The sequence below is a fragment of the Bacillus cereus group sp. BfR-BA-01347 genome (assembly GCF_022663835.1).
Lineage (GTDB): Bacteria > Bacillota > Bacilli > Bacillales > Bacillaceae_G > Bacillus_A > Bacillus_A thuringiensis_K.
The window spans coordinates 112,907-134,878 of the sequence record NZ_JAKUGG010000013.1 but is presented as its reverse complement, the minus strand read 5'-3'; the positions used below and the strand labels follow the sequence as shown (position 1 = coordinate 134,878).

Genomic DNA, 21,972 nt, shown 5'->3' with positions numbered 1-21,972 from the left:
TTTTTACAACCAGCTCCTTATCTGTCAGCGTAATGCTGCGAGAATTAGCACCGTGTCTACAATTGTAGATCGGTTGCCGGGTTTCGTCGGGCTCGTCCCTCCACCTGCTCTTGATAAGAAGTATTTAGAAATATTTAAATTTTTAAGATAACTGAATTTTGTCAGATATTTTTTATGTTGTCAATTACTTTTTGAAAAAATTCAAATTATCAATTCGATTAATGGCTTCTCGTAATCTATCTTCTGTATGCAAGAGACCAACGCGGACATACCCTTCGCCATGCTCACCAAATCCAACACCAGGAGCAACTGCAACATGTGCTTTTTCTAGTAAAATATCAGAAAATTGCTCAGAGGTATATCCTTTTGGAACAGGAAGCCATGCAAAGAATGACCCTGTTGGAATGTCTACATTCCAACCAATTGAGTGACAAGCTGAAATAAGAGCGTTTCGTCGAGATTCGTAACTATTTACAAGGTCTATTACGCAAGACTGTGAACTTAATAGTGCTTCGCGGGCAGCATCTTGAACTGCACCAAAAATACTAACATACATATGATCTTGTAATAAGTTAATGGTTTCAATGACACTTTCATTTCCTACTGCAAAAGCGATACGCCATCCAGCCATATTGAAAGTTTTCGATAGAGTGTAAATTTCAATACCTGTATTTTTAGCACCGTCTGCTTGTAAGAAACTCACGGGCTTTTGACCATCAAATCCAATAGCGCCGTAAGCAAAATCGTGAACAACTAATATATTATGTTCATTAGCAAAGTTAATGGTTGTATCAAAAAAATCTTTTGATGCAGTAGCACCGGTCGGATTATTTGGATAGTTTAAAAACATTAATTTTGCACGCTCGGCAATAGAGTCATCGATTTTCGTATAATCTGGTAAAAAATTATTTTCTGCAATAAGCGGCATTGTTTCAAATTGTGCTTTTGCTAAAGCAACTCCTGATAAATAATCTGGATAGCCTGGATCTGGAACGAGAATAGTATCACCAGGGTTTGTAAAACAAACTGGTAACTCTACTAATCCAGCCTTTCCCCCAAACAAAATAGCAACTTCTGTTTTTGGATTTACTACTACATCATATTCACGTTGATAGAATGTTGCCACGGCTTCTTTTAAACTTTCATGTCCGCGAAATGGCGGATATTTATGATGAATGGTCTTTTCTGCAGCATCTTGTAAAGCTTTTACGATATGCTGCGGTGTTGGTTGATCTGGATTACCTTGACCTAGATTAATAACATCGTGACCAGCTGCTACGACTTTGTTAACTTTTGCAACAAGTGAAGCGAAAAATTGTGTCGGCAATGATGTTACTATCTCAGAAGGTTGAAATAATTTCATACTTTCCACCTCTTTTGAAAGTTGTTACAATTCTAGTGACAAATGATATAATCTTTCCAGTATTTTGTAAAGAAAAAATAAGAATGGGGCTGACAAAATGAAAGTCGCATGTATTCAAATGGATATTGTTTTTGGAGATGTAGAAAAAAATATTGAGAATGCTAAAAATAAAATAAGCGAAGCTATGAAGGAAAGGCCAGATGTTATCGTCTTACCAGAATTATGGACAACAGGATATGATTTAACAAGACTTTCTGAAATTGCAGATAGGGATGGATTGGAAACGAAAGAAAAGTTAAAAGAATGGTCGAAACAATATGGTGTACATATTGTTGGTGGTTCCATAGCGAAGCAAACGGAACAAGGTGTTACAAATACAATGTATGTTGTAAACAAGGAAGGAGAACTAGTTAATGAATATAGTAAAGTACATTTATTTCAGCTTATGGATGAACATAAATATTTAATAGCTGGTAATGGTACGGGCGAATTTAAGCTAGATGATGTTGAATGCGCTGGAACAATTTGTTATGATATTCGTTTTCCAGAGTGGATGCGTGTCCATACTGTTAAAGGGGCAAAAGTATTATTTGTTGTAGCTGAATGGCCATTAGTTCGTTTAGCACATTGGCGTTTGCTATTGCAAGCAAGAGCAGTTGAAAATCAGTGTTATGTTGTTGCTTGTAATAGAGCAGGAAAGGATCCGAATAATGTGTTTGCAGGTCATTCTTTAATTGTGGATCCTTGGGGTGAAGTTGTAGTAGAGGCGAATGAAGAGGAATCAATTTTATTTGGAGAGCTTGTATTCGAGAAAATTAAAGAAGTACGTAAAGGAATTCCAGTTTTTGCGGATCGTCGTCCAGAATTATACAAATAAAATGTTGACAAGTGATTTTTATTCTTGGTATAGTCTTCAACATAAAGTTAAAAATTCAAAAAATTATATAACTCTTATCAAGAGCAGGTGGAGGGATTTGGCCCGATGAAACCCAGCAACCGACCGTAATACCATTGTGAAATGGGGCGTTTATTACGCCAAAAGGCACGGTGCTAATTCCAGCAGAAAGTAAAACTTTCTGGCAGATAAGAGGGGAGAAGATAAACTTCAAACCTCTTTCTTAGTGAAAAGAGGTTTTTCTGTGTTAGAAAAACCTCTGAATTTAAAAAGGGGGAGAAGACGATGGGATATTATTCATTAACAGAAATAACAGCTGTACAATATGCGAAAGATCATGGCTATTTTGAAGCGAAGGCAAATGTCGTTTGTCATGAAATTGGAGACGGAAACTTAAATTACGTGTTCAAATTAGATGATGGAGAGAAGTCTATTATAATAAAACAGGCACTGCCATATGCGAAAGTAGTTGGTGAAAGCTGGCCATTGTCTATAAAAAGAGCAACGATTGAAAGCAAGGCATTACAAATTTTTGCGCAGTATGTACCGGATTATGTTCCAGTAGTGTACAGTCATGATGAAGAGTTAGCGATAACGGTAATAGAAGACTTATCAAGACTAACAATTACAAGAAAAGGATTAATAGACGGAGAAGAATATCCGCTTTTATCCCAGCATATCGGCCGTTTTCTAGCACATGTTTTATTTTATACTTCAGATTTTGGTTTACAGTCAGAAGAGAAGAGGGTACTAGAAGGTACCTTTGTAAATCCGGACCTTTGTAAAATTACAGAGGATTTAGTGTTTACAGATCCGTTTGGACATTATGATACAAATGATTATGAGCCAAATTTACAGCTCGTGGTTGATGAACTTTGGAGTGATAAAACTTTAAAACTAAAAGTAGCACAATATAAATATAAGTTCTTAACAAGAAAAGAAACTCTTATTCATGGTGATTTACATACTGGTAGTATTTTTTCGTCACCTTCTGAAACGAAAGTGATTGATCCAGAATTTGCGACATATGGCCCATTTGGATTTGACATAGGTCAATTTATTGCAAATCTATTATTAAATGCTTTATCTAGAGAAGAAGAAAAAAGAAGTGTACTATTTTTCCATATAGAAAAGACGTGGAGTTATTTTGTAGAAACTTTTACAAAGTTATGGATTGGAGAAGGTGTAGAAGCATATACGAAAGAAAAACAATGGTTACCAATTATTTTGCAAAATATCTTTACTGATGCAGTTGGATTTGCCGGATGTGAACTAATTCGTAGAACAATTGGTTTAGCTCATGTAGCAGATTTAGATGAAATAGAAAATAAAGAAACAAGAATTCAAGCTAAGAAACAAGCGCTATCCTTAGGAAAAGAACTAATAAAATATGAATCTAAAAGTGCTGATATTCAACTGTTTCGAACATTATTTCAACAGACAGTTTCAAGGGGTGTAAAAGCATGAGTACAATCGTTACTGTTCCGAGATCTGTAAGTTGGAAAGGTGATGCAATTGCGGTATTAAATCAAACGAAATTGCCACATAGCACAGAATACAAAACATTAACGACTATTGAAGAGGTTTGGAAAAGTATCATAATGTTAGAAGTACGCGGAGCGCCTGCAATTGGAATTGTAGCTGCATTTGGCTTGGCGCTTGCAGCGAAAAAATATAATACTTTACATATCGAAGAATTTCAAAAGAAGTTTAATAGAGACTGTAACTATTTAGGGACATCACGCCCAACGGCAGTAAATTTATTTTGGGCAATTGATCGTATGAGAGAATCTATTCGAGAGATTACTACAATAAAAGAAGCACAAAAAATATTAGAAGAAGAAGCGCTTCGCATTCAGCAGGAAGATGAAGAGGTGTGTCGAAATATTGGGGAATATGCGTTAACATGTTTTAAAGATGGCGATAATATTTTAACAATCTGTAACGCTGGAAGTATCGCAACTGCCAGATATGGAACTGCATTAGCTCCCTTTTATATTGGAAAAGAGAAAGGTGTGCGTTTACATGCATATGCGTGTGAAACGAGGCCAGTTTTACAAGGTGGTCGCTTAACGACGTGGGAATTGAAGCAAGCAAATATTGATGTGACCCTTATTACAGATAATACTGCAGCTCATGCTATTCAAACGAAAGAAATAAACGCGATTATTGTGGGGGCGGATCGAATTGTCGCAAATGGAGATACAGCCAATAAAATAGGGACAATGAATTTAGCTATTTTAGCAAAGCACTTTAATATCCCATTTTACGTTGCTGCTCCACTGTCAACATTTGATGTTACGAAAGAAACTGGAGCCGAAATTATTATTGAAGAAAGAGATGAAACAGAAGTTACGAAAATCTTTGGAAAACAAGTAGCACCAATTGGAACGGATGTTTATAATCCAGCATTTGACATAACGCCGAATGAATTAATTACAGGAATTATTACTGAGAAAGGTATTATACGCGGGGACTATAAACGAGAAATTGCATCATTATTTGAAAAACAAGCTAATACATAATAGCTTGTTTTTTTATGCCTAAATGCAGTGTTTTCTCTTACTTATATAATGAAAGGAGGGGAAGAGGATGGAAGAGTGGATCAAGATGATAGGTAATGTAGGGTTTCCGATTGTTGTAACATTATATTTACTTCACCGTATTGAAAGTAAATTAGATGGGGTAATTGTTGCAATTGAGAAGCTCCCGCGGCAATTACTAAAGTACGAAGATCCTCGCGATAAAAAATAAAGTTTGCTCTTCTTGAGCAAACTTTATTTTTTATTGAGCAGTATAACCACCATCTATAACAACAGCTTGTCCCGTTATACCTTTAGCTTTTTCACTCGCTAAAAACATCGCATAATCAGCGATTTCTTGTACTTGTAATAAGCGCTTTTGTGGGACGAGTGGATAAATAACATCTTCTAAAACATTTTCAAGTGGTACATTTCTTGTAGTAGCTAAGTCTTGTAGTTGATTACGTACAAGAGGGGTATCGACATAACCAGGGCAAAGGGCATTAACAGTAATACCATGCGTAGCACCTTCTAAAGCAGCAACTTTTGTTAATCCAATTACGCCATGTTTTGCACTATTGTAGGCAGCTTTTCCAGCAAATCCGACAAGGCCGTTAATAGAAGCGACATTAATAATACGACCATATTTTTGTTGTTTCATAATCGGAAAGGCATGCTTAATTGCGATAAACGGAGCAATTTGCATAATTTGAATTAGTAGCTCGAACTTTTCAGTTGGAAAGTCTTCAATGGGTGAAACGTGTTGCATTCCTGCGTTGTTAATTAATATATCTAATGAACCGAAATGATCAACTGTTTGAGAAATTGCTGCTGTAATTTCCTCTTCAGATGTAACGTCACATTTTAAACCGATAGCTTGAAAATCTTCATTTTGTAATTGTTCAGCAGCTTCTTTTGCACGTTCTTCAAGCCGATCGGTAATCACAACTTTTGCACCTTCTTTTGCAAAAGCCTTTCCCATTTCATAACCAATACCACTCGCAGCACCAGTTAAAAAGACAACTCGATTTGTAACCATGATGAAAAACATCCCTTCATAATAAAGTTTTCATAGTGCACTATTTAGAGAGGCTACAATGAAATTCCTGCAAACATTTGGAAAAAATATCGTTAGCTATCTTGTTTTGCAAAATAGTCTTTGCTATACTATTTTGTAAAGCAAGATACTTACGCTTATCTATCTTGTAAAACAAGATAGTAGGAGGATTTAAATTATGTCGACAAGTCAAATGCTGAAAGGGATTTTAGAAGGATGCTTACTTGCTATTATTTCTGAAGGCGAAATATACGGTTATGAAATGAGTGAAAAGCTAGCGAAGTATGGTTTTACAATGGCGAGTGAGGGAAGTATTTATCCGTTATTAATACGAATGCAAAAAGAAGGACTAATAACAAGCGTAATGAAGGAATCTCCATCTGGTCCAAAGAGAAAATATTATACATTAACAGAAAAAGGCGAGGAAGCACTTGATGAATTTATGGATCGCTGGGAAACGATGCAAAGTAGTGTAGAACGTCTACTTGAAGGGAAGGGGGGGAAAAATAATGCTATCAAATGAAGCACGAAAGTTTTTATTAGATATGAGATTATTTTTGACGGCAAAGAGTGTAAAAGAAAGTGATATTGAAAACTTTTTAGAAGATGCAGAGTTGCATTTAATAGAAGGTGAGAGTAAGGGGAAGAGTGTAGAAGATATTTTCGGAAGCTCACCGAAAGAATATGCAAATGAACTTGTAAAGGTAATGGAAAAGGATAGATGGGAAACGTGGAAGCAAATTGGTTTTACAGTAATGAATATCGTATCATTTTGGATTATTGCTTCTATCTTAATAGTGAATAACGGAATGTTACAGATTTCACTTATTCAGTGTATCGGTTATAGTTTTTCATTTATTTTAGTTGTTATAGGTCCTAATTTTCTACTTCGCAAAATGACCTTCGTAACAAGCTTTACAAAAACATGGTTTTCTATGTGGTCTCTAGTTATGATTACTCCAATGTTTTTATTAGGAGCTGTTACGATATTAGATGTGATATATCCGACAAAAATGCTCACATTCACCGAAGTGCAAAGTTATATAGTGGCTGGTGGGATTTTTATCATCACAGTAGCTATAAATATATATTTTGAAGGATGGTTTAAAAATTTATATTTAATCATTCCACTTTCAATTATGTTAGTGTTTAAAACATTTACATCGGAAGATCTCGTGCCAATGTTATTTCAAATTATATGTTTATATGGAAGTTTATTTATTTTAACTTTCGTTGAAATTATGATGAAGACGAATAGAAGAGAAGCGGTTTAATAAGGGAGGGATTATTATGAAGATTTCTAAAGAAGGGGAAAAGTTTTTAATCGATACGAAAGTGTATTTAATAACAAAAGGAATTAAAGAAGAAGATGTGGACGCCTTTCTAGAAGATGCAGAGCTTCATTTAATAGAAGGTGAGAAAGAGGGAAAGACGGTAAGTGATATATTTGGTGATTCACCAAAAGAGTATGCGGAAGAATTAGCGAAAGAGATGGAGAAGGATAAAAGCGGGAGTATAAAAAGTATCTTAGGAATGATAATTGGGATAGGTGGATATTGGTTACTTACAAATATTTTATTTGGAAATCCGAATCAACAATTTACATTAACAAATGTACAGTTAATTGGTTATCCAATCGTTTTAATTATTACGATTATTGGAACGATTGTTGCGTTTAGAATTTCTTCTTTTAAAAGTAAACTAGTAGAGTTTGGAATTATTTATGTAATAGTGATGATACCTATTTTATTATTGGTGTTATTAATGTTTATGAATAAATGGTATGGGACGCCAATTTTACAATTGTCGACAATGCAGACATATATATTAGCAGTAACTATATTTTTATTACTTCTTATTGGTGAAGTATATGTTCTTGGTTGGATAGGTGTTGTGGTACTAATTGTTCCTCTTGCAATTATGTTCTTATTTAAAGACTTAGAAGAAAGAAATGTATTTTGGGGAATTGCAAAGATCTTACTTATGTATGGAAGTATATATGGATTAATGAGATGGTCTTTAAAAATTGAAGAAAGAAAAAGTGTGAACTAGAAGTTCAATAAAAAGCGGCTGCTCTGGATATATCAAAAATTATTTCCAAAGAAATATTATATAGGGATTTTTAGAGGGATTACATTTATATTTAGTTGTCTATTTTTATTTCTAGCAGCCGGGATTTGGTTTTTTGATCGGAATAAATTGTTTTAAACAGTAACATGAGGGTTACTGTTTTTTTCTTTGTAATAAAGAGCTTTGTAAAGAGAGGGCTTTTTGTTCTGCAGTTAATAAGGAATGAATATGAACGTTTTCTGGACGAGGGACTATCGGATACATAAGATTTGTTGGAGAAGGATGGTGCTCCGAGCCGGTTGGAGAATGAGGATCTGCATGAGTAAGTTTTCCATGAACACGTCTTGTAAATAAAATATGACCGATTTCGTGAGCGAGCGTATATATATTTTTCATAGGGGCAGCCGAATTTGTTAAAACAATATAGCCGGTAAGTTGCTGTTGTTTTGCTAAAGAGTAAGCGCAGGCAATTACTGCTGTTTCTTTGAAATAATCACTGCCAATATAACAAATATAAAGGTCGCATTCAGGAGCTTCATTTACACATGTTTGGAAAAAGGATGCCAACTTTTCTTGACTTTGAATGGAATTTCTATAACTGATTTCACGGTCAAAAAAACGGAAAAGTTCATTTAATACAATTACTTCTTGAATTTGAAATGTAATGGGGTGCCAAATTGATTCTGCAACAGCTAAATCTTTTGCGATGCGGTCATCAGAAATATCGGCGCCGGGAGTAATGCAAATACATATATTGACGTATGGATCCATAAGGAACACCTCAAATGAAAAAGTTCTTCCTATAATATATGTGGGAAAAAGATGTCATGTATGGATAAACGCCTTCTTTATTGAATATATAGATGACAAGTCGAAAAAATTTCATAGTTCTATAACATGGTGTGGTCGTCTTTTTGATATAGTAAAGGAAAGGGGGAGAATATATGTATACATTAAAAATCGTTTCAGACAGAGAAGCACTTTATCAATTTGCGAGTTATGTAAGAGTTGTACAAGGGGTTGAAGATGTATATGTAGAGGTAGGAGAACCTTTATATGAACATCCTTTAATGAAGTTTTATGTACATATTAAGCTGAAAGAAACATATGAGCAGCATAAAGCGTTACAGGAAATAGCAAGATTAGTAGAATTGGGGCGTTTTACATATGTCCATTATCGTAATGATGAAATTGAGGAAGCTTTTGAAGCTGTAAAATATGAAAGTTTTAAGAAATAAAGGTGAAAAAAAGGAGGCGAAAGCTTCTTTTTTTCTTTAAAATTACATGAACAAAAAGAGAAAAATTTTGTTATGATAAGGGAGGTTAGGGAAAGGGGGATTTACATATGGGGTATATTGAAGAGTTACGCAAAGTCGTTGGTACAAGGCCGCTTATTCTCGTAGGATCAGCAATCATTATATTAAATGATAATCAAGAAGTATTGCTTCAATATCGTTCAGATACATATAATTGGGGTGTACCTGGTGGGGCGATGGAACTGGGCGAAACGACAGAAGAAACTGCACGTAGAGAGTTATTTGAGGAAACGGGGTTAACTGCAAAAATAATGCAATTTCTTGGTGTTCTATCAGGAAAAGAAGTATATTTCCGTTATCCGAATGGCGATGAAATTTTCAATGTCATTCATCTGTATCAGGCACATCATGTGAGTGGGGAATTAAAGCTCGATCATGAAGGGTTGAAACTCCGATATTTTCCAGTAGATAAGTTGCCAAAATTGAATGAAACGACAGAGAAAATTTTACAAAAGTTTTTATATGCACTGACAGAATAGAAGGTTAATTCCTTCTATTTTTATTATATGAAATATTTTGATTTTTTAGTATGTTTATAGTATGATAGTTATAGATATACATCTTATGGAAGTTCACCTAAAAACTTACTAGGGTACATAAGAGAGGGGCAAGTACAAAATGCATAATGTTGTTATTACAGCTGCAGTTCGTTCGCCAATTGGAACTTTTGGAGGAGCGCTAAAAAATGTAACGCCAGTAGAATTAGCTGTTCCTGTACTTCAGGAAGCTGTAAAACGAGGCGGGGTAGAACCACATGAAGTTGATGAAGTAATTTTAGGTCATTGTATTCAAAGAACTGATGAAGCAAATACGGCGAGAACAGCTGCATTAGCGGCAGGATTTCCTGACACAGTTACGGGATATACAATCCAACGTCAATGTTCTTCAGGTATGCAAGCAATTATGTCAGCTGCAATGCAAATCCAATTAGGTGTAAGTGATGTTGTTGTTGCAGGTGGAGTAGAAGCGATGAGTTCGAGCCCTTATGCATTGAAACAGCACCGCTGGGGACAACGTCTACAGCACGGAGAAATTCGTGACACGGTGTGGGAAGTGTTAGAAGATCCGATTCACCATATTATGATGGGTGAAACAGCGGAAAATTTAGTTGAACAATATGAAATTACAAGAGAGGAACAAGATGAAGTTGCTCTTCGCAGTCATACATTGGCACTGAAGGCAATCGAGTCTGGATATTTTGACGATCAAATTGTTCCTATTACAATAAAAGAACGTAGAAAAGAAGTAGTATTTTCGCAGGATGAGCATCCACGTGCAGATATTACAGCGGAAAAATTAGCAGGGTTAAAACCAGCATTCCGTAAAGATGGATCTGTAACTGCAGGTAATGCATCTGGCCTGAATGACGGAAGTGCAGTTCTAGTATTAATGAGCGAAGAAAAAGCGAAAGAAAAAGGCTTACAACCGTTAGCTAGAATTGTTGGATATTCAGTAGCTGGAGTAGACCCGAAAATTATGGGTATTGGACCAGCACCAGCAATCCGAAAAGGATTAGAGAAAGTAGATTGGTCATTAGAAGATGCAGATTTACTTGAAATTAATGAAGCTTTCGCGGCTCAATATTTAGCTGTAGAGAAAGAGTTAGGCTTAGACCGTGAAAAAGTGAACGTAAACGGTAGTGGCGTAGGACTTGGGCATCCAATTGGTTGTACAGGGGCTCGTATTACAGTAAGTTTAATTCACGAATTAAAAAGACGTGGTTTAGAAAAAGGAATTGCCTCTTTATGCGTTGGTGGCGGTATTGGGGTTGCCTTATTTATAGAAGCACTATAAAAAAGAAGCAGCTATTGCTGCTTCTTTTTTTACGACTTAAATAGATGATGGAATAATCGATCGCGATTTTCAAAGAAAAGTTTCGTCGTTTGGTAATGCTCAGTTTCTTCTAATGTGGATTCGTGAATTCCCTCTTGTGTTAAAGAGTATATAGTAGATTCAGGGTAAGCCATTAAAATAGGAGAATGCGTCGCAATAACAAATTGTGAACCTTGTTCCGCTAGCTCATGCATTCGAATGAGCATGGAAAGTTGTCTCATCGGTGATAAAGCTGCCTCAGGCTCATCTAAAATGTATAAACCTTGTCCTGAAAAACGGTTCATAAATAAGGAAAAGAATGATTCACCGTGAGATTGTTCGTGTAGTGAAACGCCGCCGTAAGATTTTATAGCATCTATTTCATCAATATAAGAAGCAACGTTATAAAATGATTCAGCGCGAAGAAAGAAACCGTCGTTTGGTGTATTGAAACTTTTGGAAATTCGAAGGTATTCATGTAAAGATGAATGTGAATCGTTTGTGCTAAAGCGGAAATTCTTCGTTCCACCTTCTGCATTAAAACCTAACGCAATTGCAATTCCTTCAAGTAATGTTGATTTACCTGTTCCGTTTTCTCCAATAATGAATGTTACATTTGGATGGAAAGCTAGTGACTGTAATGTTCGAATAGCGGGTAAACAGTAAGGATATACGGAAAAACTAGGGATATTTTCTTTTTTTAATGTGACATTTTGTAAAAAGGGTACGTCAATCAATATATAAACCTCAATTCATAACGGATTTTGAATTTAAAAAGGCAGCAAATAAAAGTGTTAATGACACCTGAATCCCTTCTTGTTTTTTGAATATTTTATGTGGATTATATCATTTAAACTATCATATTCCAATGTGAAAATAAATATTGCATGAAGATCCATTCTCTCGTTATGATATATGGTATTCTATTGAAAATGTGAGAAGGAGTTAAAGTATGCCGTTTACATTTGCACATCCAGCAGCAGTTCTTCCTTTTGCGAAAAAGCATTCTAAACATATTTCAGTAACGGCTCTTATATTAGGTAGTATGGCGCCTGACTTTGAATATTTTTTACACTTTAGACCCTATGGTGTTATTGGCCATACATGGCTTGGGTTCTTATATTTAAATTTACCGCTTGTATTTCTACTCGCATACATATATCATTACATTTTAAAAAAGCCGTTTATAACGCATTTGCCTAAACCGTTTGCTGGTTATTATTCATATGCAATAGATGAGAGGTGGGGGCTACATACCTGGAAAGAATTCTTTGTATTTTGCTATTCTGCATTATTCGGTATGCTCACGCATGTCGTTTGGGATGCATTTACTCATAATACAGGCTATTTCGTTATGAAAATACCATTGTTACAAATTGAATTACGCAGTATTCCATTGTATAAATATATGCAACATGGGAGTACATGTGTTGGCTTATTATTGCTATTATACGTACTATGGAAGTATAAAGATGAAACAGGGAAAGATATGATTGTAGCTTTAGAAAAAAGAAAGTATTGGGTTTCTATAATCATTGTGACAGCTTTTATATTTATCGTGCATGCGTTCTTAGATCCTTATTTTCATATTTTCCAAATTGGAGGTATAATAGTATCTGGACTGACAAGTTCATTTTGTGGAATTGTCATTGTTTCTATAGTTTACAAAGCAAGGGACTAATTTTATATTCATGAATGATAGCGTTAGGAGAAATGAAATGATGAAAGCATGGAAAAGTATTTTTGTTTTATGTAGTTTTCTTCTTATGTTAAGTGGTTGCTTCCATCAAGAAGAAAAGAAAGCTGAACCGAAGAAGAAAGAATCTATTCCTGAAACGAAAGAATATGGTGGGCGTGAGCTGAAAAAAGTAGGACAAAAAGTGAAAGAAACAGGATGGGGTACTTTCAAGTTAGAGCAGATGCATTCTGTGAATCAAACATTTGAAGTAGCGCCAATGAAAATTTACGTACAAGATGTGAAAGTAATCTCTTTATCACAAATGAGTGAAAAGGCAAAAAATACATTGAAAGTATACACGGCACTAACTCCTGAAGAAGTAAAACGTAGATTAGGGGATAAAGTAAGCCAAGAAGATGCAGAATTATATGCATCGCTAAGTGGAACAGAAATTAGTAATACAATTCGTTACGTTGAGATTACATATAAAGTGGAGAATAGCGGAAATAAAAATATGCAATTTTTCTCTATGAATGATGTTATGATTAATGGTAAGCAACATTTTAAAGTAGCCACTCAAAACTTTTTATATGACGAAGATACGTTAGTTGGTACAAAAAATGTATCAAGAGAAGACTATAAGCCTGGTGAAACAAGAGATGGTATTATTGGTTTAATACTTGACGATGGAAAAGACAAGGTAAAGGATATTCAGTTTACAACTGATGATTTACTTGCAGGAGATTCAGAAACACAAGATGTTGTAAAAGAGCCACAAACGTTTAACATCTCACTAAAATAATGTAAGACAAAACAGTCAGCATTCAAATATTATGCTGACTGTTTTTTTATTTCTTTTATGTATAAATCTACATTTTGAAAAGGCACCTTAATTTTAAACGCATCTTTTTGTTCATTAAATTGCTTTTCATTGTAGGGACCGAAACGTTTATTGTGCTTTACGTCAATAATCCAATAATGTTCACTTTTTCTATTTGCAATTGCTGCGTCAGGGTTATTTGGATCTGATTTTTCCTCAGTTTGTTTTGCAATAATGTATTTATCATCCCAAGCAATGTCTGTAATTTTTGCAGGAATGTATTGTGTGGCATATACAGCATCTTGCGAGGGGAAAAGTTCAAATGCATTTCCAGAAGTACGTATGAGTTCGTATTCATCGTTAACCGTATAAGTTAAGTGACTTGTGTTTCCTGCACAACCAGTTAATAGGAAGGCGACGAATAGGATTATCCATTTTTTCAATATGGGAACCTCCTTTATAATGCTATTGTAACAAATTGTACAAGAAAAGTAAGAGAAACGCTAGTTTACAATGTTTTTTAGAAGTGGTACGATGAGACGGGTAAAGAAGGAAATGAAGGAGTCGACATAAAATGAAGTTAAAGATGCATCGTCCAGCGCTTGTAATGAATCGCATAGGTGCTTCCCTAATTGACATGTTTTTAATCTCGGTTATGTATGGTGCAGTAGTAGCTATTATGACCGGAAACTATAGTGCTATGTTTAAGCGCTTTAATATAAGCTTAGGTGATTTTAGATATGATTTCGCAGTAGTTTTCATATTAATGGCGATATATTTTATTGTATTACCCTTTCTTTGGAACGGTGTAACTCTTGGTAAAAAGGTAACGAGAATAAAATTAATTTCATTGAAGAGTGAAAAGCTAACGTTGCAAACATTAATTATAAGATTTTTTGTAGTGTTATTACCGAACGTATTGCTATTAGGAATTCCATTAATATGTAATGTATATATGATGTTGTTCCGCAAAGATAATTGTGGTTTTCAGGATTTAATGACAAAAACGAAAGTAATAAGTCTTGTATAATGAAAAAAGACCTTTTTATATATAAAAGGGTCTTTTTGATTTTATAAGTATATTGGGAATGTTTACAGTAAGGAAAAGCTAAAATGTGTCATTTCCATTTATAATCGATTGAAAATTAAGAAAATGGTATAATGATTAAAAATAATATCTTTATTAAGCTATATTGGAGCTGAGTAAAATTTCACTTTATATAATAAGGGGGAAGTTAAAATGACAGGAGGAAGCATAATTTTTTGGGGTATTCTCATTTTTATCGGTCTAGTTTTTGATCAGCGTAATAGTAAGAAAAAAGAAGGATAAAAAGTAAGCGTTCACAAATAAAATAGCGATTTTTCTTGCTTGCAGATTATTCTTATAAAGGAGTATACTGAATGACGGTAAGACTTATAGAAGGGGTAATGAAAATGAAGCTTGCAGGAAAAGTTGCTATCGTAACTGGCGGTGGCATCGGTATTGGACGTAATACAGCTCTTTTGTTGGCTAAACAAGGCGCAAAAGTTATTGTGACGGACATTGATCAAGAGAGTGGACAAGCAACAGTGGAGGAAATTATGAATCTAGGCGGAGAAGCACTTTTTGTATCCTATGATATGGGAAAGCAAGGAGATTGGCAACGCGTTATTAGCATTACTTTGAATGCATTCAGTCGCATTGATATGCTTTTTCAAAATGCTGGTTTATATAAAATAGATTCTATTTTTTCTCGCCAACAAGAGAACGATTCCAATGTACTTTGTATTAATGACGTTTGGATAGAGATAAAACAATTAACGTCATCTTTTATGAAACAGCAAGAAGAAGTGGTGCTTAGTGATTTACCGATTTTCGGTATTATTAGCACGAAAGGACAATCATTTCATACAGTAGAAGCCCTAGTATAATAATGAAAACCGCCCTCAATATATGTGGACGGTTTTTTTGTATGTGTATAGTAAAGATAAATTTTTTAGCGAATACGTTGTTCAGTTTGGTTATCAAAGAAATGCGCTTTATTCATATCAAATGCTAATTTAATTTGGTCACCAGGTGAAAACGTATGTCTTGCATCTACACGTGCTGCAAAATCTTGATTTCCAAGTTTCATATATAAAATGGATTCAGCACCTAATAATTCAGCGACTTCAATTTTTGTTGTGAAGGCAGTAGATTGCGAAGCTTCTAAAAATAGTAGTTCATCATGAATGTCCTCTGGGCGAATACCTAAAACAATTTCCTTATTTACATAGCCTTGTTCACGTAGCATCTTCATTTTTCCTTCAGATACTTTAATTTTTATAGTATTATCTATAACGAAATCGGTTTCAGTCAATTTACCACGGAAGAAATTCATCGCTGGTGAGCCGATAAATCCACCCACGAAAATGTTTTCTGGTGTTTCGTATACTTCTTTTGGAGTTCCAATTTGTTGGATTTTTCCATCCTTCATAACGACAAGACGCGAAGCCATAGTCATTGCTTCTGTTTGGTCATGTGTTACATAAATTGTTGTTGTTCCCAGGCGATGATGTAGCTTAGAAATTTCTGAGCGCATTGCAACACGGAGTTTAGCATCTAAGTTTGATAATGGTTCATCCATTAAGAAAACTTTTGCATCTCGAACGATTGCTCTACCTAACGCAACACGTTGGCGCTGTCCACCTGATAATGCTTTCGGTTTTCTATCTAAATATTGTTCAAGTCCTAAAATTTTTGCTGCATCTTTCACACGACGATCGATTTCATCTTTTGGTATTTTTCGAAGTTTTAATCCAAATGCCATATTATCATATACACTCATATGTGGATAAAGAGCGTAGTTTTGGAATACCATTGCGATATCTCGATCTTTTGGAGGAACATCATTCATTAGTTTACCATCAATTGAAAACTCGCCTTTTGAAATATCTTCAAGTCCAGCTACCATTCGTAATGTTGTAGATTTTCCGCATCCAGAAGGACCGACAAATACGATAAATTCTTTATCTTGAATGTGTAAATTAAAATCAGTTACAGCTGTTACGTTATTATCATATATCTTATAAATGTTTTCTAATTTAAGTTCTGCCATGGTATTTCCCCCTAGAAATAATTATGCAAACGTTTTCTTTGAATTCATTATAAACGAATAGATTCAAAAAATAAATAAAAAAATAAAACGTTTTCATTTATTGGAGAGTTATTAGTAATTTTCATATGTTTTCTTAGAAAAAGAACAATAAAAATTGTAAGCGCTATTTTAAATTGAGATAGAATCTGTTATCATTCATTAATGAAAACGTTTGCGCCTTGAAAAAGAGAAAAATGAATGAAATGGGGTAGCATAATGGAAAAACAATGGTGGAAAGAAAGCGTAGTATATCAAATTTATCCTCGTAGCTTTATGGATAGTAACGGTGATGGTATAGGAGATCTTCAAGGGATTATTTCAAAGCTAGATTACTTAAAAGAATTAGGGATTGATGTGATTTGGTTATCACCAGTCTATGAATCTCCAAATGATGATAATGGTTATGATATAAGCGATTATTGTAAAATTATGAACGAGTTCGGAACAATGGAAGATTGGGATGAGCTATTACATGAAATGCATGAACGCAATATGAAACTGATGATGGATTTAGTTGTTAATCATACATCTGATGAACATAATTGGTTTATTGAATCACGTAAATCAAAAGATAATAAATATAGAGATTACTATATATGGCGTCCTGGAAAAGAAGGGAAAGAACCGAACAACTGGGGAGCTGCTTTTAGTGGATCTGCATGGCAGTATGATGAAATGACGGATGAATATTATTTACATCTGTTTTCTAAAAAACAGCCAGATTTAAACTGGGATAATGAAAAGGTAAGACAAGATGTTTATGAGATGATGAAGTTTTGGTTAGAAAAAGGAATTGATGGATTCCGCATGGATGTTATCAATTTTATATCTAAAGAAGAAGGGCTACCAGCTGTTGAAACAGATGAAGATGGTTATGTTTCAGGTCATAAACATTTTATGAACGGTCCAAACATTCATAAATATTTACATGAAATGCATGAAGAAGTATTATCGCATTATGATATTATGACGGTTGGTGAGATGCCAGGTGTAACGACAGAAGAAGCCCAACTGTATACTGGAGAAGAACGAAAAGAGTTGCAAATGGTATTCCAATTTGAACATATGGATTTAGATTCAGGAGAAGGTGGAAAGTGGGATGTAAAACCATGCTCACTTCTTACTTTAAAAGAGAATTTAACAAAGTGGCAAAAAGCATTAGAGCATACAGGATGGAATAGCCTTTATTGGAATAATCATGATCAGCCTCGCGTTGTATCTCGTTTTGGTAATGATGGAATGTATCGCATTGAATCAGCAAAAATGTTAGCGACAGTTCTTCATATGATGAAAGGAACGCCATATATTTATCAAGGAGAAGAAATCGGAATGACGAACGTCCGATTTGAGTCGATTAATGAATATCGAGATATTGAAACGTTAAATATGTATAAAGAAAAAGTGATAGACCATGGTGAAGATATAGAAAAAGTAATGGAATCTATTTATATAAAGGGCCGTGATAATGCTAGAACTCCGATGCAGTGGAATGATCAGAATCACGCTGGATTTACAAAAGGTGAACCTTGGATTACTGTAAATCCTAACTATAAAGAGATTAATGTGAAACAAGCAATTCAAGATGAAGGTTCAATTTTTTATTACTATAAGAAATTAATTGAACTACGCAAAAATAATGAAATAGTTGTATATGGATCATATGATTTAATATTAGATAATGACCCTTCTATTTTTGCTTATGTAAGAACATATAGAGATGAAAAACTACTTGTCATTGCAAACTTTACTGCGGATGAAAGTGTATTTGAAATGCCTAAGGATATTGGTTATAGTGAATCAGAGTTATTTATACACAATTACGATGTAGAAATCGGATCGATAGATAACATTTCATTACGTCCGTATGAAGCGATAGTATTCAAATTGAAATAAGAAAAAGCCTTATGCCACTTCAAACTTGGCATAAGGCTTTTTGGATTACCATTTTAATATGGAGAATCCATATGGAGGAAGTGTAACTTGTAATACACTTGCTTCCGCTGAAAATTCTTCGTTTGTATAAATATTAATTATTTTCTTACCAGTAACATGAAGAGGGAGTGAAACTGTAACTTCACTATTAGTAGGGTTTAAAACGAAAAAGATAGTTTCATCCTCATATGTTTTCGTATAAGAAATATAATTATGTTCATCATTTGTTTCGATGAATTGAAAAGTACCATGTCCTCCAAATGCTTTATGTTCTTTACGTAATAAAATCAATGTTTGTATATGGGTAAATAATGCATGATCTTGTTCTTTAGTATCCCAAATCATACATTTACGGCAATCAGGGTCCATGCCGCCATCCATACCAATTTCATCCCCGTAATAAATACAAGGAGAGCCGATGAAAGAAAGATGGAATACATAGAGCAATTTCAACTTATTTTTATCTCCGTTGCATGTTGTTAAAATTCTTGGAGTATCATGGCTGTCTAATAAATGAAATGCTGCTTCATTTACATTCATAGAGTAGGAATGTAGAGATTCTGTAATTTGCTTCGTGAATTCACTTGCTTTAATGGAATCGTTAGCAAAGTAAGAAAGTAGAGCGTTTGTAACAGGATAACTCATGACAGCATCAAATTGATCGCCTTGTAGCCACGGAAGGGCATCGTGCCAAATTTCTCCCAAAATATATACTTCAGGATTTAGTGTCTTTATTTCAGTTCGGAATTCTCTCCAAAAGTTGTGATCGACTTCATTGGCGACATCAAGGCGCCAGCCATCTATATTGAATTCGCGTACCCAATAACGTCCTACTTCAAGTAAGTATTCTTTTACATCTGGATGAGCTGTATTTAATTTAGGCATATACGGTGTAAAGGCGAAAGTATCATAATTTGGAAGTGGTTCGGTTATAATCGGGAATTCATGAATGTGGAACCACTCTTTATATGCGGACTTCTCACCATTCTCTAGTACGTCTTGAAATTTCTCGAAAAAGTATCCACTATGATTAAACACAGCATCGAGCATTACTTTTATACCGTGCTTATGACATTCTTCAACGAGCTCTTTAAAAGTTTCTTTCGTCCCAAATTGTGGGTCAATTTCCATATAGTCAATTGTGTCATATTTATGGTTTGAATGAGCTTTGAAAATAGGTGTGAAATATATTCCGGAAATGCCAAGGTTAACAAGGTAATTAAGGTTTTGAATAACACCAGCAAAATCTCCGCCGAAAAAATTAGTTGTAGTTGGATTCGCACTTCCCCAAGGAAGGGTGTTTTCTGGATTCAGCGTACTATCGCCATTAGCGAATCGTTCAGGAAAAATCTGATACCAAATGGTGTCTTTAATCCAAGATGGTGCTTTGAATACATCATCTGCATGAATAAATGGAAAACAGAAAAAGTTACCAACATCATCATTTGGAATGCTAGAAAAAAATCCTCGCTCTGCATAAATAAGAGTGTCTGTTTCAGATTTTAATTCAAATCCATAACGTAAGCGCTTAAATTTCGGTTCGATTGCAATGGACCAATAATCAAATAATGCAGTAGAACCCGTTTTTTTCATGGGTGTACTTGATGATATCCATTTCCCGTCTTTCCATTCGTAAGGATCACCGTAAATAAGATCGGCGCATTGAACATCATCTCTCTTAGTACGTACTCGGATGTGAATTGTTTGTTCATCATAAGCGTATGCATAATTATCTTTCGGCCTATGATAAATGGCTTCTTTAAACATATAGAAAATCCCCCTTCAATATCTCTATACATAGTATTCCCTTAAGTGTAATAATAAAGCCTATATTGCAAACGATTGCCTTTCTCATAGCTTTAATATTGCTTATAAGAGTAGTATTCATTTCATATAAAGTCAATGTATAAAGAGTATAATGACATAATTTTTAAATTAATATTTGCAAAATGAATAAAAGAATGTATAATGATAGACAAATAGCGCAAACGTTTTCATAGATTGAGATATTGTTTGCGCTTCAATTAAACTATTAAATGCAAACGTTTTCAGTTACTGAGGTACATAGACAATTTAGGGAGGTTTTTGGGATGAAGAAAGCATTATCATTATTAACGGTTTCAGCATTATCTATTGGTATGTTATCTGCATGTGGACCGAAAGATTCAGGGAAAAAAGAGGAAAGTAAAGCGAAAAAAGATTATGATCTTCTTGTTTGGGAAGATGATAAAAAGGGTGTTGGTTTAGAAGCAGCAGTGAAAAGCTTTGAGGAAAAATATAAAGTAAAAGTAAAAGTTGTTGAAATGCAAATGACAGATCAAGTGAAGAAGTTACGCCTTGATGGGCCAGCGGGGACTGGACCAGATGTTGTAACATTGCCACACGATCAAATCGGAAATGCAGTAACAGAAGGTTTACTTTCTGAAGTGAAAGCAGATGATGCTGTAAAGAGTAAATTTACTGATTCATCAATAAAAGCACAGACATATAACGGAAAATTATATGGTTTACCAAAAGCAATTGAGACGCCAGTCTTTATTTACAATAAAAAACTAATGCCAAAAGCGCCAGAAACGATGGACGAGCTGTTTAACTTCTCAAAAGAATTTACGAAAGATGGCAAGTACGGATTTTTAGCATTAGGAGATAACTTCTACTTTGCTAATGCATTCATGGCAGGTATGGGCGGTTATGTATTTGGTGAAAAAGATGGAAAGCCAAATGCAAGTGATGTTGGATTAAATAATAGCGGAGCAGTACAAGGTGCTGAATATCTTCAAAAATGGTACAAAGAAAAATTATTCCCGAAAGGTATTATCGGTGAATCAGGTGGGCCTGCTGCTGATGGGTTATTCAATGAAGGAAAAGCAGCATCTATCATGAATGGCCCATGGGCGTTCCAAGCAATGGAAAAGAACGGAATTGATTATGGCGTTGCTCCAATGCCGAAATTACCAAATGGTCAACCAATGAAAACGTTCGTTGGGGTTAAAGGGTGGCATGTAACTAGTTTCTCTAAACAAAATGATTTAGCTACAAAATTCACTGAGTGGGTAACAAATGAAGAAAACGCAAAAATTCGATTTGAAAAAACAAAAGAAATTCCTCCAGTAAAATCAGTAATGGAAGATCCAATTATTAAAGATAACGAAGCTGCAAAAGCAGTTGCAACGCAATCTGAAAATGGAATTCCAATGCCAAACATTCCAGAAATGCAAGAAGTTTGGAAACCAGCTGGAGATGCGCTTCAATTAGTTGTTACAGATAAAGAGGCACCAAAAGCGGCGCTTGATAGTGCAGTGAAACAAATTAAAGGTAATATTGAGGCAAATCATAACAAGAAAAAATAAGGTGAAATTCGTGCCTCTAATATGAGAGGCACGAATTCTCT

24 protein-coding genes, 1 pseudogene and 2 riboswitches are annotated in these 21,972 nt (G+C 34.7%); of the genes and pseudogenes, 18 read left to right on the top strand and 7 right to left on the bottom strand.

What is annotated here, in order from left to right; all coding sequences use genetic code 11:
* Positions 1–14 precede the first annotated feature (14 nt).
* Positions 15–120, bottom strand: a riboswitch (SAM riboswitch).
* Positions 121–184: 64 nt separating this feature from the next.
* Complete coding sequence (locus tag MR143_RS19335) at positions 185–1,363, bottom strand: pyridoxal phosphate-dependent aminotransferase (protein WP_000765530.1); 1,179 nt, start codon at positions 1,361–1,363, stop codon at positions 185–187.
* Positions 1,364–1,460: 97 nt separating this feature from the next.
* On the opposite strand from MR143_RS19335, the gene MR143_RS19330 reads away from it, so the two are divergent.
* The 4 genes from MR143_RS19330 to MR143_RS19315 all read left to right on the top strand — a co-directional run bounded on the left by MR143_RS19330 (position 1,461) and on the right by MR143_RS19315 (position 5,012).
* Positions 1,461–2,240: a carbon-nitrogen family hydrolase gene (locus MR143_RS19330; protein WP_002164162.1), complete on the top strand. Its 780-nt coding sequence runs from the start codon at positions 1,461–1,463 to the stop codon at positions 2,238–2,240.
* A gap of 71 nt (positions 2,241–2,311) precedes the next feature.
* A riboswitch (SAM riboswitch) is annotated at positions 2,312–2,453 on the top strand.
* Between the two features lie 90 nt (positions 2,454–2,543).
* Complete coding sequence (mtnK, locus tag MR143_RS19325) at positions 2,544–3,725, top strand: S-methyl-5-thioribose kinase (RefSeq protein ID WP_000542677.1); 1,182 nt, start codon at positions 2,544–2,546, stop codon at positions 3,723–3,725.
* Positions 3,722–4,783 carry an S-methyl-5-thioribose-1-phosphate isomerase gene (gene mtnA, locus MR143_RS19320; RefSeq protein WP_000104601.1) on the top strand — a complete coding sequence of 354 codons (1,062 nt, stop codon included), beginning with the start codon at positions 3,722–3,724 and terminating at the stop codon, positions 4,781–4,783. The genes mtnK and mtnA overlap by 4 nt, the downstream gene beginning before the upstream one ends.
* A 67-nt stretch (positions 4,784–4,850) precedes the next feature.
* Positions 4,851–5,012: a YvrJ family protein gene (locus MR143_RS19315; protein ID WP_000393330.1), complete on the top strand. Its 162-nt coding sequence runs from the start codon at positions 4,851–4,853 to the stop codon at positions 5,010–5,012.
* A gap of 30 nt (positions 5,013–5,042) precedes the next feature.
* Here the strand turns inward: MR143_RS19315 and MR143_RS19310 are convergent, their stop codons facing one another.
* Complete coding sequence (locus tag MR143_RS19310; RefSeq protein ID WP_000258426.1) at positions 5,043–5,819, bottom strand: 3-hydroxybutyrate dehydrogenase; 777 nt, start codon at positions 5,817–5,819, stop codon at positions 5,043–5,045.
* Positions 5,820–6,015: 196 nt separating this feature from the next.
* Here MR143_RS19310 and MR143_RS19305 point away from each other — a divergent pair, with 196 nt between their 5' ends.
* The 4 genes and pseudogenes from MR143_RS19305 to MR143_RS19290 form a co-directional block, all read left to right on the top strand.
* Positions 6,016–6,360 (top strand): PadR family transcriptional regulator, encoded by a 345-nt coding sequence (locus MR143_RS19305; protein WP_000107980.1) that lies wholly within the window; start codon positions 6,016–6,018, stop codon positions 6,358–6,360.
* Positions 6,347–7,111: a DUF1129 domain-containing protein gene (locus MR143_RS19300; protein WP_199717801.1), complete on the top strand. Its 765-nt coding sequence runs from the start codon at positions 6,347–6,349 to the stop codon at positions 7,109–7,111. The genes MR143_RS19305 and MR143_RS19300 overlap by 14 nt, the downstream gene beginning before the upstream one ends.
* Before the next feature lie 16 nt (positions 7,112–7,127).
* Positions 7,128–7,889, top strand: a complete 762-nt coding sequence (locus MR143_RS19295) for a DUF1129 domain-containing protein (protein ID WP_000703258.1) — start codon at positions 7,128–7,130, stop codon at positions 7,887–7,889.
* A 12-nt stretch (positions 7,890–7,901) separates the two neighbouring features.
* Positions 7,902–8,045 (top strand): annotated as a pseudogene (locus MR143_RS19290) (DNA-binding protein); the annotation flags it as partial.
* 15 nt (positions 8,046–8,060) lie between these two features.
* Here MR143_RS19290 and MR143_RS19285 read toward each other — a convergent pair.
* Positions 8,061–8,678, bottom strand: coding sequence for an ImmA/IrrE family metallo-endopeptidase (locus MR143_RS19285; protein WP_000371610.1), 618 nt, complete (start codon positions 8,676–8,678; stop codon positions 8,061–8,063).
* 173 nt (positions 8,679–8,851) lie between these two features.
* Between MR143_RS19285 and MR143_RS19280 the strand changes: the two genes are divergently transcribed.
* The 3 genes from MR143_RS19280 to MR143_RS19270 all read left to right on the top strand — a co-directional run bounded on the left by MR143_RS19280 (position 8,852) and on the right by MR143_RS19270 (position 11,017).
* Entirely contained in the window at positions 8,852–9,145 is a 294-nt protein-coding gene (locus tag MR143_RS19280; RefSeq protein ID WP_000288330.1) for a DUF3928 family protein, read from the top strand.
* Between the two features lie 107 nt (positions 9,146–9,252).
* Positions 9,253–9,702 (top strand): NUDIX hydrolase, encoded by a 450-nt coding sequence (locus MR143_RS19275; RefSeq protein WP_002164161.1) that lies wholly within the window; start codon positions 9,253–9,255, stop codon positions 9,700–9,702.
* Between the two features lie 139 nt (positions 9,703–9,841).
* A complete protein-coding gene (locus tag MR143_RS19270; RefSeq protein ID WP_000552079.1) occupies positions 9,842–11,017 on the top strand; it encodes an acetyl-CoA C-acetyltransferase in 1,176 nt (391 codons plus the stop codon).
* A gap of 29 nt (positions 11,018–11,046) precedes the next feature.
* On the opposite strand, the gene MR143_RS19265 is transcribed toward MR143_RS19270, so the two are convergent.
* Positions 11,047–11,772 carry an AAA family ATPase gene (locus MR143_RS19265; protein ID WP_000568013.1) on the bottom strand — a complete coding sequence of 242 codons (726 nt, stop codon included), beginning with the start codon at positions 11,770–11,772 and terminating at the stop codon, positions 11,047–11,049.
* Positions 11,773–11,987: 215 nt separating this feature from the next.
* On the opposite strand from MR143_RS19265, the gene MR143_RS19260 reads away from it, so the two are divergent.
* Both MR143_RS19260 and MR143_RS19255 read left to right on the top strand, forming a co-directional pair.
* Positions 11,988–12,716, top strand: a complete 729-nt coding sequence (locus MR143_RS19260) for a DUF4184 family protein (RefSeq protein ID WP_001116858.1) — start codon at positions 11,988–11,990, stop codon at positions 12,714–12,716.
* A gap of 37 nt (positions 12,717–12,753) precedes the next feature.
* Positions 12,754–13,515, top strand: coding sequence for a hypothetical protein (locus MR143_RS19255; RefSeq protein ID WP_000973901.1), 762 nt, complete (start codon positions 12,754–12,756; stop codon positions 13,513–13,515).
* Between the two features lie 29 nt (positions 13,516–13,544).
* Here MR143_RS19255 and MR143_RS19250 read toward each other — a convergent pair whose 3' ends face one another.
* Positions 13,545–13,976: a DUF3997 domain-containing protein gene (locus MR143_RS19250; protein WP_000758790.1), complete on the bottom strand. Its 432-nt coding sequence runs from the start codon at positions 13,974–13,976 to the stop codon at positions 13,545–13,547.
* 131 nt (positions 13,977–14,107) lie between these two features.
* Here MR143_RS19250 and MR143_RS19245 point away from each other — a divergent pair, with 131 nt between their 5' ends.
* The 3 genes from MR143_RS19245 to MR143_RS19235 all read left to right on the top strand — a co-directional run bounded on the left by MR143_RS19245 (position 14,108) and on the right by MR143_RS19235 (position 15,444).
* Positions 14,108–14,563 carry an RDD family protein gene (locus tag MR143_RS19245; protein ID WP_000769083.1) on the top strand — a complete coding sequence of 152 codons (456 nt, stop codon included), beginning with the start codon at positions 14,108–14,110 and terminating at the stop codon, positions 14,561–14,563.
* A 210-nt stretch (positions 14,564–14,773) separates the two neighbouring features.
* The gene (locus tag MR143_RS19240) at positions 14,774–14,863 is read left to right on the top strand and encodes a hypothetical protein (protein WP_000145637.1); all 90 of its coding nucleotides are present in this window, start codon (positions 14,774–14,776) and stop codon (positions 14,861–14,863) included.
* Between the two features lie 71 nt (positions 14,864–14,934).
* Positions 14,935–15,444, top strand: a complete 510-nt coding sequence (locus tag MR143_RS19235; RefSeq protein ID WP_000218410.1) for an SDR family NAD(P)-dependent oxidoreductase — start codon at positions 14,935–14,937, stop codon at positions 15,442–15,444.
* A gap of 65 nt (positions 15,445–15,509) precedes the next feature.
* Here MR143_RS19235 and MR143_RS19230 read toward each other — a convergent pair whose 3' ends face one another.
* Positions 15,510–16,610 (bottom strand): ABC transporter ATP-binding protein, encoded by a 1,101-nt coding sequence (locus tag MR143_RS19230; RefSeq protein WP_000818931.1) that lies wholly within the window; start codon positions 16,608–16,610, stop codon positions 15,510–15,512.
* Positions 16,611–16,865: 255 nt separating this feature from the next.
* On the opposite strand from MR143_RS19230, the gene malL reads away from it, so the two are divergent.
* Complete coding sequence (malL, locus tag MR143_RS19225; protein WP_050552458.1) at positions 16,866–18,542, top strand: oligo-1,6-glucosidase; 1,677 nt, start codon at positions 16,866–16,868, stop codon at positions 18,540–18,542.
* A gap of 45 nt (positions 18,543–18,587) precedes the next feature.
* On the opposite strand, the gene MR143_RS19220 is transcribed toward malL, so the two are convergent.
* Positions 18,588–20,348 carry an alpha-glycosidase gene (locus MR143_RS19220; protein ID WP_000471790.1) on the bottom strand — a complete coding sequence of 587 codons (1,761 nt, stop codon included), beginning with the start codon at positions 20,346–20,348 and terminating at the stop codon, positions 18,588–18,590.
* 323 nt (positions 20,349–20,671) lie between these two features.
* Between MR143_RS19220 and MR143_RS19215 the strand changes: the two genes are divergently transcribed.
* On the top strand, positions 20,672–21,931 hold the full coding sequence (locus MR143_RS19215) for an extracellular solute-binding protein (protein ID WP_000709912.1): 1,260 nt from the start codon (positions 20,672–20,674) through the stop codon (positions 21,929–21,931).
* Positions 21,932–21,972: the final 41 nt, after the last annotated feature.